Source organism: Stenotrophomonas sp. YJH_SMC_138 (assembly GCF_059369855.1).
In genome coordinates, this window is sequence record NZ_JCAFTB010000002.1 from 141,357 (window position 1) to 156,550 (window position 15,194).

The following is a 15,194-nucleotide window of genomic DNA, read 5'->3' on the forward strand; positions in this document are numbered from 1 at the left end:
CGGCAACCCATGAATCCATGGCACCTTCAGATGCCGGCCAGCGGCCGGCACTACCGGGGTGACCATATCCGGCACAATAGGCCCCCCTCACGCCCCGCCGTATCGCCATGACCGACCTCGCCCCGCAGACCCCGATCGAAACCCTGCTGAAGGCGGCGATGGACGGGTCGGTGCCGATCCGCGCCTTCATGGAGGCCTTCGTCGCCTCCGAGGTGGTACTGCTGACCGGCAGCCTGGTGACCCCCGATGGCAGCGGCTTCGACCCGCTGCTGTTCGACAAGCAGGGCACCCTGCACGTGGCCGTGTTCACCGATCCGTCGCGGGTGGGCATCTACAGCCAGCAGGCCGAACACCAGATCCGCTGGCAGATGCTGGACGTGCTGCGCCGGGTGCCGGGTGGCTACGGCGTGGTGATCAACCCGGGCACTTCGCTGGGCTTCGAGATCTCGCCCAGCGGCGTCGGCGAGATCCTGAAGGACTTCGCCCAGGGTTGATTGTCATGTAGAGCCAAGCCCATGCTCGGCTGCCGTTCGCGCAATGCCGGATCAGTCGAGCACGGCTCGATACTACAGAGAGCTTCCCTTCGGGCACCGTACGTGATCCCCTTTGGACAACATCGGGATCGAGGCTCTCTCCATGGAATTCAGCGAATCACCCGCCGACGCACCGGCACGATCACGCCATTCCCGCTCCGCACTGGTCTTCCTGTTCGCGGCCATCGTCGCCGCACTGGTGTCCATGCCTGTTCTGCGTGCGGTGGGCATGGTGCTGTGGCCGGTGTTCGCCATTGCCTGGCTGATCAACCTGGGGGCCGCCTGGCATCTGGGCCAGTGGGCGCGCCAGCAGGGCCGTCCGGCGTGGGCATTCGGGTTGCCGGCGGTGCTTGGCACCGTCGCCTCGATCGTGGTCTTCGTGCTGCTGGCGCTGCTGGGGCCGAAGGCCCCGGTGCGCTGAACCTTCGCGGTTGTCGTGGACGGTGTGCGGGGCAGGGCTCGGCACTACAGCAAGGCCAAGCCAAGCCCGCACGCGTCGCGCGGAGCACCGGCACATCGGCCGGCGCCCCGTTGCTTCACATCGTCACCTTGCGCCGGTTGTCATCGCTCACCCGGTCGATCAGCTTGTTGTAGGGATCGAAGCCTGCCTCGTCCGGCTTTTCATCCACCGTCACCGTGATCTTCGGCGCGGCGCTGGTGATGTGGTGGCGCTGCAGGTACAGCACCTTCTGGTCGCGTTCCTTGCCCGACGGCCCGGTGGCGAACACGCCGATCTCGACCCAGTCATCCATCTTCGCGTCGCTCTCCCTGCCCTTGCCATCGGCGTACTGCTTGGCGGCATGCAGGTCCAGGGTCACGTCGTAGCGGCCGTCAGCACGTTTGCGGGCGCTGGCGGCCATCACCCGGTTGTCGTAGAAGCTGATTTTCTCGAACAGGTCGGTGACCAGCTGCTGGCGGTCGGCCGGGGTCTCGGCGCGGATGTAGCCCAGCAGCTCGCGTGAGGTGGTGTACGGCGGCTGCTGGTAGCCCTTGTCCTGCAGGAAGCGCTTCAACGCACGGTTCAGCGCCTGCTCGCCGATTTCCTCGCGCAGGCGGTAGAACACCAGCGAACCCTTCTGGTAGTGGATGTACTGCTGGTTTTCCACGCGTTCCAGCGGCTGTTCCTCGATGGCTTCGCCACCGCGGCCGGACAGGTAGCCGTCCAGTTCGCGCTTGAGGAACTGGCGCATGTGCTGGCGGCCGTATTCCTGCTCCATCACCATCAAGGCCGAGTACTGCGACAGCGATTCGGACAGCACGGTCGCGCCCTGCACGTTGGCGCCGATCACCTGGTGCGCCCACCACTGGTGCGCGATCTCGTGCGCGGTCACGTAGAACACGTAGTCCACCTTGTCCGGGTCGCGCAGGTCGGCGATGAAACCGATGGCCTCGGAATAGGGGATGGTGTTGGCGAAGGACTGCGCGAAGCGGGCATAGCCCGGGAATTCGATGATGCGTACCTGGCGGTGCTGGTACGGGGTGAAGTTCGCCTCGTAATAGGCCAGCGACTTCTGCACCGCCTCGATCATCCGGTCCACGTTGTAGCCGTGCGCCGGGTCGAAGTAGACCTCGATCGGGATGTCCTTGTACTTCGCCTTGCGCACCTCCCAGCGTGCCGATAGATAGGCATAGAAGTTCAGCATCGGCCGGTCCATGGCGTAGCTGAAGCAGCGCCGGCCGTTGACCGTGGTCTCGCGCTGCAGGTAGCCCGGGGCCAGCGCCACCTGGTCTGGTGCGGTGCAGACCGTGGTGCGGAAGTCGAGCCAGTCGGCATCGTTGGCAATGTACGTGTTGGCGCGCGCCGCTTCGTCCTCCAGCCTGGGCATGCGCCGCGGCTCACCCAGGCCGCGCTTGCGCCGCTCGTTGCGGTCGCTGATCTCGGCGCCCTCGTTGTAGCCGAACGAGGGCAGCACGCGGCTGTTGAAGAAGGTGCCGTTGTCCACGATGTTGCTCGGCGCCAGCCCGGCGGTGATGCCGTTGGGTTTCTGCACCACCCGGAAATGCACGCTGCGGGTTTCGCCCGGCTGCAGCGGCTTCTGCAGGCGGTAGATGCGGTAGCCGAGATCGGCATCGTGCAACGACAGCGTCTGCCCACCCAGGTCGACGTCGACCAGCTGCTTGTCATCGCCCATCGAGACATGCACGTCCTGGATCGGCGTGGCATGGGTATTGCGCACCGTCCAGTTCGCATCGATCACCATCGACTGCGATTCCGGGAACAGGTCCACGCGGTTGTCCACCGCCACGATGCGCGGCTGCGGCAGGGTGCGGTACTTCGACAGCTCGCGCTCGTAGCGGGCCTGCAGGTCCAGCTGCTGGTCGGGCGAGATGAACTCGTTGCGGATATTGGTGCTCCAGTACAGCCAGCTGCCCACGCCGGCGAAGGCCAATGCCGCAAGTCCGGCGAAGACGCCGGTCGGGCCGCGCAGGCGGCGGCCGGCCAGGGCCAGGCGCTGGCGCAGGCCCTGGCTGACACCGCGCACCCAGAGCGCCGATGCCAGGCACATCAGGGTCAGCAGGAACAGCGCCCAGTAGCCCTGGAACGCCAGCTGCCCCGGCAGGAAGTGGCCGTAGCCGTTCATGTCCGAATAGGGAGCGTTGGGCCAGCCACCGAAGGTGTACAGGTTCTGCGTGTAGTCCAGCATGCCGAGCACGCCCTGGCCGATCATCACCACGATCAGCAGCGCGTAACCGACGAACTTGTTGTTGGTGAGCACCTGCAGCACCAGTGCCAGGCCCCCCATCAGGATGTAGATCACCGAATCCAGCGCCAGGCTGCGCAGGTACAGCAGCGGCTCCAGGTGGGTGTAGCCCTTGACCAGCTGCACGCCCATCGCCGCCAGTGCACCGGCGGCCTGGAAGCAGATGATCACTGCCAGCAGTGCGGTGAACTTGGCCAGCAGCGGTACCCAGTTCGGCACCGGCATGGCATCGGTCACTTCGTTGATGCGCGCGCTGCGTTCCTTCCACACCAGCTCACCGGCGAAGAACAGCACGATGATCACCAGCAGCCAGCTGAAGGCCCCCTGCAGGCCCATGATCATCTGCGAGGTGACCGGCCAGATCGAGGTGCCGTACAGGGTCTGCCGGAACAGCGCGTTGGGCAGGAAATTGGCCAGGCCCAGCACCAGCAGCACGATGAACGGCACGCTGCGCAGGACGCCGCGCGTGTCGAAGCGCACCTGGCGCAGGAACTGTTGCCACGCGGTGGTCGCGCTGAATGCCGGTACCACGCGCGGCAACGGGTTGCGGTTGGGCCGGAGGGCGGCGGCGTCGGCAACCGGCTGCGCCTGCCGGCGGCCCCAGCGACGACGGCCGCTGCCGCTGCGCTCGGTGCGGAACAGGGCGAACGTGGCGGCGAACAGCAGCGCCGTCACGCCCAGCCACAGGGCACGGTTGGCCAGCAGGTAGCCCGCCAGGCCGGGAACGCCGCTGTTGTGCTCGGCGGTGGACCAGTAGCGGATCGTGCGTGACAGGGCGCGCATGCCCAAAGGCTCGCTGAGCACCGCCAGCCAAGTGTTGTCGATGTCGCGCAGCACCGCCGCGCTGGCGCCGAACAGGACCAGGTAGGCCACCAGCCCGATGTAGACCCACAGGATCGAACGCGTGACCGCTGCCAGCAATGACAGCAGCGCGGTGGTGAACAACAGGTTGGGAATGACGATGACCGCAAAACTCCAGGCATAGCCCTGCCAGCTGATCGGCCCCATGCGCTCGGCGTCCACCCAGGGCATGAACGGTGCCAGCCAGAGCCCGAAAGCGACCAGCAGGTAGAACAGCAGGCCGGTAGCCAGGGCGGCGGCGATGCGGCCGGCCAGGTAATCGCGGCGTTTCACCGGGCTGGCGAAGATCAGCTCGGCGGTGCCCAGTTCGAAGTCACGCAGCAGCGCATTGCTGACGAACAGGGCGGTGACCAGCATGCCGAGCAGGGTGAAGATGCCCAGCATCTGCGCGATCACGGTGGGCGCGTTGCTGTGCACGTTGCCGCTGCCACCACCGATCTGTACGGCGTCGCTGGACGCAGCGGCGAAGGCGAGCAGGGCGAACAGCCCGGCCAGCAGCCACAGCAGCGGGGAACGCAGCTGCTCGCGCAGCTCGAAACGGAAGAAATCGAGGATCATGGCGTGCTCCGCTCAGGCTGCCGCGCGAGCACGGGCCTGCAGGCGCAGGCGCTGGAAGTACACGTCTTCGAGGTCGGGAGCCACGGCCGCAAAGCCGTCGCCGGGGTCGTTGGCGCTGTGCACATGGATCACCGGGCGGCCACCGACCAGACGGGTCGACAGCACCACGTAGCGCGCTTCATGGTCGGCCAGCTCCGAAGGATCGACCTGCTTGCGCCAGACCTGGTGCTGCAGGGCGTCGATCGCTTCGCTGGGGCGGCCGGTCAGCAGCACCTGGCCCTTGTTCATGATCGCCATCGTCGGGCACAGGTCGGTCACGTCCTCGACGATGTGGGTGGACAGGATCACCGCTACGTTCTCGCCGATCGCCGCCAGCAGGTTGAGGAAGCGGTTGCGTTCCTCCGGGTCGAGGCCGGCGGTGGGCTCGTCGACGATCACCAGCCGCGGGTCGCCCAGCAGCGCCTGGGCAATGCCGAAGCGCTGGCGCATGCCGCCGGAGTAGGTGCCCAGCTTGCGCTTGCGGGCATCCCACAGGTTCACCTGCTGCAGCAGCCCATCGACCACCTCGCGGCGCTGCGCGCGTTGGGTCAGGCCCTTGAGCACTGCGAAATGCTCCAGCAGGTCCAGCGCGCTGACTTTCGGGTACACGCCGAAATCCTGCGGCAGGTAGCCCAGCCGACGGCGCACGGCGTCCTTGTCGCGCAGCACGTCGATCGGCGCCTCGCCCGGAATGCTGAGCGTCACCGTGCCGCTGTCGGCCTCCTGCAGGGTGGACAGCGTGCGCATCAGCGAGGACTTGCCGGCGCCGTTCGGGCCGAGCAGGCCGAACATGCCCCGCGGGATGTCCAGGGTGACGTTGTTGAGGGCATGCACGCCGTTGGCGTACGTCTTGGACAGCGAATCGATCTTCAGCATGCGACGTACACCTTTCCCTGGGCAATGTCTGCGCGTTATCCGCGCAACCGCCTCCGTGCGCATCCGCCGTTGGTCATGGGGGGAGAATCCCGCCGTCGTGCGTTGGCCAGCGCGCCGGCCCAGCGGCGCCTTACCCGCGCAGGGATGATTCGCGCACCACCAGCTTCACCGGGATGCTCTGGCTGTCCACCGGCTGCCGGCCGATCAGCGCCAGCAGGCGCTCGACCAGCAGCTGGCCGGCCTGCTTGGTGTCCTGCTGCACCGTGGTCAGCGCGGGGGACACCGAAGCGGCTAGCGGGATGTCGTCGAAGCCGGTCACCGCCACGTCCTGCGGCACCCGCAGCCCGGCCTCGCGTAGGGCGCGCATCGCACCGATGGCGATCAGGTCGCTGGCCGCGCAGATCGCATCGATCGGCTCGCCGCGCGCCAACAGGGCCTGGCAGGCTTCCTGGCCGGAGGCTTCAGTGGTGATCGCATCGTGCTGCAGCGCCGGTTCGGCGGCCAGGCCGTGGTCCTGCAGGGCCGCGACGTGGCCGCGGTAGCGCTCCTGGAATTCGGGGTAGTGGCTGGAGGCATGGCCGAGGAAGGCGATGCGGCGGCAGCCCTGCTGCAGCAGGTGGGTGGTGATGTCATGCCCGCCCTGGAAGTTGTCGCTGCCGATCGAGACACCGGGCTGGCCGGGCAGGGCGGCGCCCCAGCGCACGAAGTGCGTGCCCTGTTCGACCAGCCGCTGCAGGCGGTCGCGCGATTCGTGATAGTCGCCGTAGCCGAGCAGGATGATGCCGTCGGCCTTGTTGCTGTCCTCGTAATCGGCCTGCCAGTCGGTGGACAGCTGCTGGAACGAGACCAGCAGGTCCTGCCCGTGCAGGGCGCAGGCGCGGGTGATCGAGCCCAGCATCGAGTGGAAGAACGGGTTGATCAGCGAGTCGTCGTTGGTCGGGTCCTCGAAGAACAGCAGGGCCAGCGTGCCGGCGTTGCGCAGGCGCAGGCTGGAGGCGTTCTTGTCGACCTTGTAGTTCAGCTCGCGGGCGATGCGCAGGATGCGCTCGCGGGTCTCGGCGTTGACCATCGGGCTGCCACGCAGGGCCCGCGACACGGTCGGCTGGGAGACCCCGGCCAGGTGGGCGATGTCCAGGGAGGTGGCTTTGCCTTTGATCGTCATGTGTGGGCGGAGCGGGCAGGTGGGAGGTGCCCGGGCATGATGCCATGCGCAGACGCGAATGCCCCTCTTAACGTCGGCCTGGGCACAGGTAAGTCATTGCCGGACAAGGAAATCAGCGTGATCCTTCGTTGCGGTCGGGGTCTCCTGACCGGGCGGAAGGCGGCGGCAATGGTAAGATGCGTCGTTCTCGCATTCCCCCAAATTTCACCAGGGGCGGCTCAGCGTACTGCACCCCGCCCGGGGCTGTGCTATCACTGGCGGTCTGCCCCTGGACAACGGACGAAGGTACCTATGGCGCGCGGCATCAACAAAGTCATCCTGGTCGGCAATCTCGGCAACGACCCGGACGTGAAGTACACCCAGGGCGGCATGGCGATCACCCGCATCAGCCTGGCCACCACCAGCGTCCGCAAGGACAAGGATGGCAACCAGCAGGAGCGCACCGAATGGCACCGCGTGGTGTTCTTCGGCAAGCTCGGCGAGATCGCCGGCGAGTACCTGCGCAAGGGCAGCTCGGTCTACGTCGAAGGCAGCCTGCGCTACGACAAGTACACCGGCCAGGACGGCGTGGAGAAGTACTCCACCGACATCATCGCCGATGAAATGCAGATGCTGGGCGGCCGCGGTGAAGGCGGTGGCGGTGGTGGTGGCAACTACGGCGGCGATCGTCCGCAGCGCCAGCAGGCGCCGCGCCAGGAGTATGGCGGTGGCGGCGGTGGCCAGCGTGGCGGCCAGGGCGGTGGCTATGGCAACCAGGGCGGCAACCAGGGCGGGGGTTACGGCAACCAGGGCGGCAACCAGCGCCCGCAGCCGCAGCAGGCGCCGCCGATGGACGACTTCGCTGACGACGATATTCCGTTCTAAGCGTATCTTCCGTTTATCCCGACAAGGGCTCCTGGCACGCGTGCCCGGGGCCCTTCTCGTTACAGGCGACGTGGCAGGATCCCATTGCCCGGCGGCAGGATGCGGACGTTCGTCGACCTCGTCACCGATTGCCGAACATTCCCTGGTCCAGCAGGCAGTCAATGAACGCACCCAGCAGGGCGGGGCGATGCCGCCTGTTCGGGTAGTAGAGAAAAAGCCCGGGCCGCGAGACCGACCAATCCGCCAGTACCCGCACCAGCAGTCCCTGTGCCAACAGTTCGCCCACACCATCCTGTTCGAAGTGATAGGCGATTCCAAGGCCGGCCAGGGCCGACGCAATCCCGATGTCAGCGTGATTGGTGACGACAGGACCGTCCACGGCGACCTCGAGGTGGCGACCTCGCTTCTTGAACTCCCATCGGTACTGCCTGCCATCGCTCTGCAGCCGCCAGTTGATGCAGGCGTGATCCTGCAGTTCCGCCGGAGTTCGCGGTGTTCCGCGGCGTGCCAGGTAATCCGGTGACGCCACGGCCACCATGTTCAGGTCCGGGGTGAGGCGGATGGCCACCATGTCCTTCTCGAGCTGACCACCCACGCGGATGCCCGCATCAAACCGGCCACTGACGATGTCGCTGAGCGCGTCGTCGACCACGATGTCGACAACGACATCAGGGTAGGCCTGGTGGAAGCGGGCAAGCCGCGGGGCAATCAGTGTTCTCGCGGCGATGCCCAGCGTATTGATTCGCAGGGTCCCGTTGATCCGTCCGCTGGCTTCGCTGGTTTCAGCGACCGCGACGGCCAACTCCTGGAACAGCGGCGCGATGCGCGCGTACAGTCGCCCGCCGCTTGCCGAGGGCGCCACGCTTCGTGTCGTGCGATTGAGAAGGCGGGTGCCGAGACGGCCTTCCAGTTGGCGGATGGTCTGGCTCAGGGCCGAGGGCGATACCCCCAGATGTTCCGCCGCCCGCGCGAAGCTCTGACGTTCCACTACCGCCACGAAGGCCTTCAGTTCAGCGAACTCGGATCCGCGCATTATGTGAGATTCTTGACATAACCCATTCGGATTATAGGGCATTCACTTAACCGACCTGCGTGCACATCCTGAGCGCCTGACCACTGCAGGAGCCAGGAATGAATGCGTTGACCCTCCCAGAACCCATTGCCGCGTACTTCGCGGCCGAACATGACCCTGAACTGCTGGCGCGTTGTTTTGCCGCCCAGGCTGTGCTGAAGGACGACGGGCACACCCTCGTCGGCGTCGACGCCATCAAAGCCTTCCTGGCCGAGGCATCGGCCAAATACAGCGCCACCAGCGTGCCGAGCGCCATCGAACGGCAGGAGAAACACCACGTTGTCCGTGCCATCGTGAGCGGCAACTTCCCCGGCAGTCCGATTCTGCTGAGCTACCGTTTCGAACTGGAACGGGGCCTGATCGCATCGCTGGAGATCACGGCATGAGCCTCGATCTTCAACTCGGTGGCCTGCGGGCCGTGGTGACCGGCGGCACGGCCGGTGTGGGGGCGGCCGTGGTCAGGACCCTCGCCGAGGCCGGGGCCAGGGTAATGACGTCGGCGCGCAGCCTGCCGGCACGCCCGGTGGAAGGAGTCGCCTACGTAGCCGCCGATCTGTCGACGGCCGAGGGCACCGGCATTTTCGCCCACGCCGTGCTGCAGGCATGGGGCGGCGCAGACATCCTGGTCAATGTGCTGGGGGGATCAAAGACACCAGCCGGTGGCTTCGCAGCGATCAGTGATGCGCACTGGCTTGCCGAGCTGAACCTGAATCTGATGCCGGCGGTCCGCCTGGATCGTGCCTTGCTGCCATCCATGCTCGCGCAGAGCGCTGGCGTGATCATCCACGTCAGTTCGATCCAGCGCATGCTGCCTCTGCCGGAGTCCACCACCGCCTACGCCGCCGCCAAAGCGGCACTCACGACCTACAGCAAGTCGCTTTCACGAGAGGTCACCCCCAAGGGCGTGCGGGTGCTGAGCGTAGCGCCGGGCTGGATCGAGACAGAAGCATCCAGGGAATTTGCAGAACGGATCGCTGCGGAAGCGGGAACCGACTATGAAGGAGGCAAGAAGGTGGTCATGGACTGGCTCGGCGGGATCCCGGTGGGACGGCCCGCGGCACCGCAGGAGGTGGCCGATCTGATTGTGTTCCTGGCGTCTCCCCGGTCGGCGTCGATTGCCGGAACGGAGTATCGGATCGACGGCGGCACGGTTTCGACCCTGTAGCCAACAGGCGTCGTCCTGCTCCCACCGCCAGAAGGAAAGCCCCGCTCACGCGGGGCTTTTGTTTTCCAGGTCGGTTGCGGAGTTGTGCCTCGCAGCATTGATTTTCGTGCACTGCGACTTGCAAACACACAAATTCCTCCCCTATGGTGCAATCGATTGCATTGCAGTGAATCCTCAGTGTTTGATGTCGGTTGGGAGGCCGGCAGGTGGATGTCCATCCATTCGATCAGACCGGCTCCGGCGACGGGCCTCACGCGGCGCGATGCGTTGCGCATGGCGGTTGCTGGAGGCGTAGCGCTGGGTACTGCGGGAGCGTTGCCTGCATTCGCCGCCACCGCAGCGCTCAAGGGCAACCTGAAGCACTCCGTGGCGCGTTGGACCTTCCCGCAGCTGTCGGTCGCCCAGCTCTGCACGACGGTGAAAGACATCGGCTTCGCCGCCATCGACCTGGTCGGCCCGGAAGACTGGCCCACGCTGAAGGCGAACGGCGTCTACAGCTCGATGTGCAATGGCGCGGAGCTGGGCCTGACCAAGGGCTTTGCCGGCCGCGAATTCCACGACCCGCTGGTGGAGCGCTACACGCGGCACATCGACCTGGTCGCCGATGCCGGTTACCGCAACCTCATCTGCTTCTCCGGCAATCGCAATGGCATGGACCCCCATGACGGCATGGCCAATGCCGAAGCCGGCCTCAAGCGCATCCTCGGGCATGCCGAGAAGCGCGGCGTGGTGCTGGTGATGGAGCTGCTGAACTCCAGGGTCGATCACCACGACTACCTGTGCGATCACTCCGCCTGGGGCGTGGAGCTGTGCCAGCGGCTCGGCTCGGACAATTTCGGCCTGCTCTACGACATCTACCACATGCAGATCATGGAGGGCGACATCATCGCCACCATCGGCAAGCATCACGCCTGCTTCAAGCATTACCACACTGCAGGCGTGCCGGGCCGGAACGAGATTGGAGACCAGCAGGAGCTCCACTATCCGGCCATCTGTCGCGCGATCCGCGACACCGGTTTCAAGGGGTATCTGGCGCAGGAATTCACGCCTGCAGCGCCCGATCCCGTTGCCTCATTGCGCGAGGCGATCCGCCTCTGCGACGTCTGAAACGATATCCACCCAGGTGAGAGACCATGGCAGATAATCACTACGACGCCATTGTTGTTGGCTCGGGAATCAGTGGCGGTTGGGCAGCGAAGGAGCTGACCGAGAAGGGCCTGAAGGTCCTGATGCTGGAACGCGGGCGCAACATCGAGCACGTCAAGGACTACGTCAATGCGATGAAGGAAGCGTGGGACTTCCCGCATCGCAACCGGCCGACGCAGGCGATGAAGGCCGCCTTCCCGGTGCTGATGCGCGACTACGGCCTGGCCGAGAACCTGGAAGGAATGTGGGCCAACGAGCAGGACTCACCCTACATCGAAACCAAGCGCTTCGACTGGTTCCGTGGCTACCACGTAGGCGGGCGCTCGCTGATGTGGGGCCGGCAGAGCTATCGGTTTTCCGACCTGGACTTCGAAGCGAACCTCAAGGATGGCATCGCCACCGACTGGCCGATCCGCTATGCCGACATCGCGCCGTGGTACGACCATGTAGAGAAGTTCGCCGGCATCGCCGGCACGCGCGAAGGACTGGACGTGCTGCCGGACGGCGAGTTCCTGCCGCCGATCCCGTTGAACATCGTCGAGAAGGACGTGGCCGCGCGGATCAAGAAGGCCTTTGGCGGAACGCGGCACATGATCCACTCGCGCACCGCCAACATCACCCAGCCGATGCCCGAGCAGGGGCGCGTGAACTGCCAGTACCGCAACAAGTGCATCCTGGGCTGTCCCTTCGGTGCCTATTTCTCGACCCAGGCGGCGACGCTGCCAGCGGCGACGAAGACCGGCAACCTGACCTTGCGGCCGTTCTCGATCGTCAAGGAAGTGCTCTACGACAAGGATCGCAAGCGTGCGCGCGGCGTGGAGGTGATCGATGCCGAGACCGGGCAGACCTACCAGTACACCGCCAAGGTCATCTTCCTCAATGCATCGTCGTTCAATTCGACCTGGCTGCTGATGAACTCGGCGACCGATGTGTGGGAGGGGGGACTGGGTTCTTCGTCGGGCGAGCTGGGGCACAACGTGATGGACCATCATTTCGGTGCGGGCGCCTCGGGCCGGGTCGAGGGCTACGAAGACAAGTACTACTTCGGCCGCCGTCCGTGCGGTTTCTACATTCCGCGCTTCCGCAACGTCGCGGCCGACAAGCGCGGCTACCTGCGCGGGTTCGGTTACCAGGGCGGTGCCAGCCGCACCGGCTGGTCGCGCGAGATCGCCGAGCTGAACATCGGTGCCGACCTGAAGGAGGCGCTGACCGTACCGGGCGACTGGCGCATCGGCATGACCGGGTTCGGTGAAATGCTGCCGCACCACGACAATACGATCCGCCTGGACCACGACCGCAAGGACAAATGGGGGCTGCCGGTGCTGGCGATGGACGTGTCCATGCGCGCCAACGAACTGGCGATGCGCAAGGACATGGCCGCCGATGCTGCCGAGATGCTGGAGGCGGCTGGCGTCAAGGACGTGAAGATGCACGACCACGACTATGCCCCGGGCAAGGGCATCCACGAGATGGGGACCGCACGCATGGGACGTGACCGGAAGAGCTCGGTATTGAACGCGCACAACCAGGTCTGGGATGCGCCCAACGTCTATGTGACCGACGGTGCCTGCATGACCTCCAGCGCCTGCGTGAATCCTTCGCTGACCTATATGGCGCTGACCGCGCGCGCGGCCGACCACGCGGTACGCGAACTGAAAGCGGGGAACCTCTGATGGATCGCCGCGAACTGTTGAAGATGATCGTTGCCGCCACCGGCGCGGCCATGGTCGGCCTGCCTGCGCTCGCGCAGGGAAACGCCGCCGCGGCACCGGTGAAGGCCCTGTTCTCCGATGCCGACATCGGCACGCTGGACGAGATCGCCGAGACCATCCTGCCGCGGACCCGGACGCCAGGGGCGAAGGATGCCGGCGCTGGCCTGTTCATGGCGACCTTCGTCAGCGATTGCTACACCGCCCGGCAGCAGGCAACGTTCCGGGCAGGCCTGGTCGATATCGACAAGCGCGCCGGCGGCCGGTTTGTGGCGCTTGCGCCGGAAGCCCGCACCCAGTTGCTGCGAACGCTGGACGCCGAAGCCAAGGCGCGCTCTGCCGACGTGACCGAGACCGGTACGCCTGAAGAGGGCGAGGCGATGCCGCATTACTTCACGATGATCAAGCAGCTGGCCATCTTCGGCTTCTTCACCTCCAAGGTCGGGGCGACCGGCGTGCTGCAGTACGTCGCGGTGCCCGGCCGCTACGACGGCGACCTCGCCTATGTCCCCGGTACGCCCGCGTGGGGGACCAGCTGATGGACACCACCCTGATGATCCGCCCTGCGTTGATCACTGTGGGCCTGCTGGCCGCTGCATCTGCATTCGCGCAGGACAGTGCCGACGCTGCGCGCGACCCGAAGAAGACCGAAGTGTGGACCCCCGTGCCCGCTGTCGTGGCCACGCCGCCAGGCAAGGCCCCCTCCGACGCGATCGTGCTGTTCGATGGCAAGGATGTCTCCGCGTGGGAATCGGAGCAGGGCGGACGCGTGCCCTGGAAGGTTGCCGGGGGCGCCATGACCGTCGTTCCGGGCAGCAAGGGCATCCGCACCCGGCAACGCTTCTGCGATGTCCAGCTGCATGTGGAGTGGCGCACGCCCACTGACACGAAGGGCTTCGACGGCCAGAACCGGGGCAACAGCGGGATCTTCCTGCAGGAACTGTATGAACTGCAGGTGCTCGACAGCTACAACAACCCGACCTATGCCAATGGCCAGGCGGGCTCCATCTACAAGCAGGCCACGCCGCGGGTGAATGCCTCGCGCGCGCCGGGCCAGTGGCAGGCCTACGACATCATCTGGAAGGCACCGCGCTTCTCGGTGGGCGGTGGGCTTGTGTCGCCCGCGCGCATCACGGTGCTGCACAACGGCGTGCTGGTGCAGGATGACACCGTGCTGGCAGGCAAGACCGAGTACATCGGGGCGCCCTCGTATTCGCCCCATGCGTGTGCGCCGCTCTATCTGCAGGAGCATGACTCCAGGGTCAGTTACCGCAACATCTGGGCGCGCGAGCTGTAGCCGCACACGGCCGGCGTGGTCGCCGGCCGCTTACTTCGCCAGGTAGCTGGCGATATCGTCGATCTCCTGCTGTGACAGCTGGGAGAAGGGCGGCATCAGGCCGCCGCCCTTGCTGATCTTTTCCTTGATCTGTGCAGGTGCCATGCGCTTGCCGATGTCGGTGAGTGCCGGGAACGCGCCCGGCATGCCCGCGCGATCGGCGCCGTGGCAGGCCACGCAGTTCGCGGTGTAGAGCTTTGCTCCCGCAGCCGGGTCGCCCTTGCACCAGGCGGCTGTCGCAACACTCATGCCGCCCAGGGCCACCGCCATTGCCAGGATCATTTTCATGTGGGGCTCCTTGATGCGTCAGCGCCGCGCACGGGCAGGCATATTGGTGGTCAGGTGTTCACGCAGATAGTCGGCGCCGGCCTGGACGACCTTGGCCGGCTCGCGTGGCTGGTCGTGCTCGATGATGTACCAATGCACGCCGGCGCCCCTCGCAGCAGGCAGGATCGTGTTCCAGTCCAGTACGCCCTGGCCGACCGCAGCGAATCCGCCTTCGTCTTCGGCCTGGCCCTTGAGCGCATTGTCCTTGGCGTGTACCGCGAATACGTGGCCGCGGAACTTTCCCAGCATCACCGCCGGGTCCAGGCCCGCACGCGCGACCCAGGCCAGGTCCAGCTCGGTCTGCAGGTCGGGGCCGGCAGCGGCGAACAGCAGTTCCAGCCCGGTCCTGCCATCGAAGTCGACCAGCTCGAAGTCGTGGTTGTGATAGGCCAGGCGCATGCCCTTGCCGCGCACCTGTTTCGCGATCCGGCCCAGTTCCTGTCCCAGGGCGGTCCAGCCGGCGGCATCGCTCGGGCGTTCCTTCCTGTCCAGGTACGGCACCACCAGCGTGGTGTTGCCGATCGACCGGTTGAAGGTCACCACCCCATCCAGGTTGCTGCGCAGCTCGGCCAGCGGCACATGCGATGAAATGGCCTTGATCGAATACCGGTCCAGCAGCTGCTTCAGTTCCGCGGCACTGACGTTCTGCGTGCCGACGGTTTCCACCGCGCGCACACCGGCATCGTGGACGATCTTCAACTGTTGCTCGAGCGAGCCGGCATTGCGCAGGGTGTACATCTGCACCGCGATCGGCTTCTGCGCGCTGGCGGCTTCGACTGCGAAGGCGGGCAGCGCCGCGAGCAGCAGGACGAGGCTTGCACTTCGACGGACAAGGGCTTTCATC

15 protein-coding genes are annotated in these 15,194 nt (G+C 66.0%); 9 read left to right on the plus strand and 6 right to left on the minus strand.

What is annotated here, in order from left to right; translation table 11 throughout:
* The first annotated feature begins 107 nt into the window (after positions 1-107).
* Both AC5P7I_RS05795 and AC5P7I_RS05800 read left to right on the plus strand, forming a co-directional pair.
* Positions 108-494 carry an SseB family protein gene (locus tag AC5P7I_RS05795; protein ID WP_053494597.1) on the plus strand — a complete coding sequence of 129 codons (387 nt, stop codon included), beginning with the start codon at positions 108-110 and terminating at the stop codon, positions 492-494.
* A gap of 142 nt (positions 495-636) precedes the next feature.
* Positions 637-954, plus strand: coding sequence for a hypothetical protein (locus tag AC5P7I_RS05800; protein ID WP_032960678.1), 318 nt, complete (start codon positions 637-639; stop codon positions 952-954).
* A gap of 115 nt (positions 955-1,069) precedes the next feature.
* On the opposite strand, the gene AC5P7I_RS05805 is transcribed toward AC5P7I_RS05800, so the two are convergent.
* From AC5P7I_RS05805 to AC5P7I_RS05815, 3 genes are all read right to left on the minus strand, one after another.
* Positions 1,070-4,654 (minus strand): M1 family aminopeptidase, encoded by a 3,585-nt coding sequence (locus AC5P7I_RS05805; RefSeq protein WP_262088363.1) that lies wholly within the window; start codon positions 4,652-4,654, stop codon positions 1,070-1,072.
* Between the two features lie 12 nt (positions 4,655-4,666).
* Positions 4,667-5,569, minus strand: coding sequence for an ABC transporter ATP-binding protein (locus AC5P7I_RS05810; protein WP_069117470.1), 903 nt, complete (start codon positions 5,567-5,569; stop codon positions 4,667-4,669).
* Positions 5,570-5,699: 130 nt separating this feature from the next.
* Positions 5,700-6,731 carry a LacI family DNA-binding transcriptional regulator gene (locus AC5P7I_RS05815; protein WP_014646297.1) on the minus strand — a complete coding sequence of 344 codons (1,032 nt, stop codon included), beginning with the start codon at positions 6,729-6,731 and terminating at the stop codon, positions 5,700-5,702.
* A 291-nt stretch (positions 6,732-7,022) separates the two neighbouring features.
* Here AC5P7I_RS05815 and AC5P7I_RS05820 point away from each other — a divergent pair, with 291 nt between their 5' ends.
* The gene (locus AC5P7I_RS05820; RefSeq protein WP_043034165.1) at positions 7,023-7,595 is read left to right on the plus strand and encodes a single-stranded DNA-binding protein; all 573 of its coding nucleotides are present in this window, start codon (positions 7,023-7,025) and stop codon (positions 7,593-7,595) included.
* 121 nt (positions 7,596-7,716) lie between these two features.
* On the opposite strand, the gene AC5P7I_RS05825 is transcribed toward AC5P7I_RS05820, so the two are convergent.
* Entirely contained in the window at positions 7,717-8,628 is a 912-nt protein-coding gene (locus AC5P7I_RS05825) for a LysR family transcriptional regulator (RefSeq protein WP_049404958.1), read from the minus strand.
* 98 nt (positions 8,629-8,726) lie between these two features.
* Between AC5P7I_RS05825 and AC5P7I_RS05830 the strand changes: the two genes are divergently transcribed.
* From AC5P7I_RS05830 to AC5P7I_RS05855, 6 genes are all read left to right on the plus strand, one after another.
* Positions 8,727-9,053, plus strand: coding sequence for a nuclear transport factor 2 family protein (locus AC5P7I_RS05830; RefSeq protein WP_069117468.1), 327 nt, complete (start codon positions 8,727-8,729; stop codon positions 9,051-9,053).
* Positions 9,050-9,832, plus strand: coding sequence for an SDR family oxidoreductase (locus AC5P7I_RS05835; RefSeq protein ID WP_069117465.1), 783 nt, complete (start codon positions 9,050-9,052; stop codon positions 9,830-9,832). Before AC5P7I_RS05830 ends, AC5P7I_RS05835 begins: the two co-directional genes overlap by 4 nt.
* A 210-nt stretch (positions 9,833-10,042) precedes the next feature.
* Positions 10,043-10,939, plus strand: a complete 897-nt coding sequence (locus AC5P7I_RS05840) for a hydroxypyruvate isomerase family protein (protein ID WP_069117463.1) — start codon at positions 10,043-10,045, stop codon at positions 10,937-10,939.
* A 26-nt stretch (positions 10,940-10,965) separates the two neighbouring features.
* Positions 10,966-12,651, plus strand: coding sequence for a GMC oxidoreductase (locus AC5P7I_RS05845; RefSeq protein ID WP_069117461.1), 1,686 nt, complete (start codon positions 10,966-10,968; stop codon positions 12,649-12,651).
* A complete protein-coding gene (locus AC5P7I_RS05850; RefSeq protein WP_046429410.1) occupies positions 12,651-13,226 on the plus strand; it encodes a gluconate 2-dehydrogenase subunit 3 family protein in 576 nt (191 codons plus the stop codon). Before AC5P7I_RS05845 ends, AC5P7I_RS05850 begins: the two co-directional genes overlap by 1 nt.
* Complete coding sequence (locus tag AC5P7I_RS05855; RefSeq protein ID WP_262088364.1) at positions 13,226-13,984, plus strand: 3-keto-disaccharide hydrolase; 759 nt, start codon at positions 13,226-13,228, stop codon at positions 13,982-13,984. Before AC5P7I_RS05850 ends, AC5P7I_RS05855 begins: the two co-directional genes overlap by 1 nt.
* A gap of 30 nt (positions 13,985-14,014) precedes the next feature.
* Here the strand turns inward: AC5P7I_RS05855 and AC5P7I_RS05860 are convergent, their stop codons facing one another.
* Positions 14,015-14,311: a c-type cytochrome gene (locus AC5P7I_RS05860; protein ID WP_032961525.1), complete on the minus strand. Its 297-nt coding sequence runs from the start codon at positions 14,309-14,311 to the stop codon at positions 14,015-14,017.
* An 18-nt stretch (positions 14,312-14,329) separates the two neighbouring features.
* Complete coding sequence (locus tag AC5P7I_RS05865; protein ID WP_262088365.1) at positions 14,330-15,193, minus strand: sugar phosphate isomerase/epimerase family protein; 864 nt, start codon at positions 15,191-15,193, stop codon at positions 14,330-14,332.
* Position 15,194 lies beyond the last annotated feature (1 nt).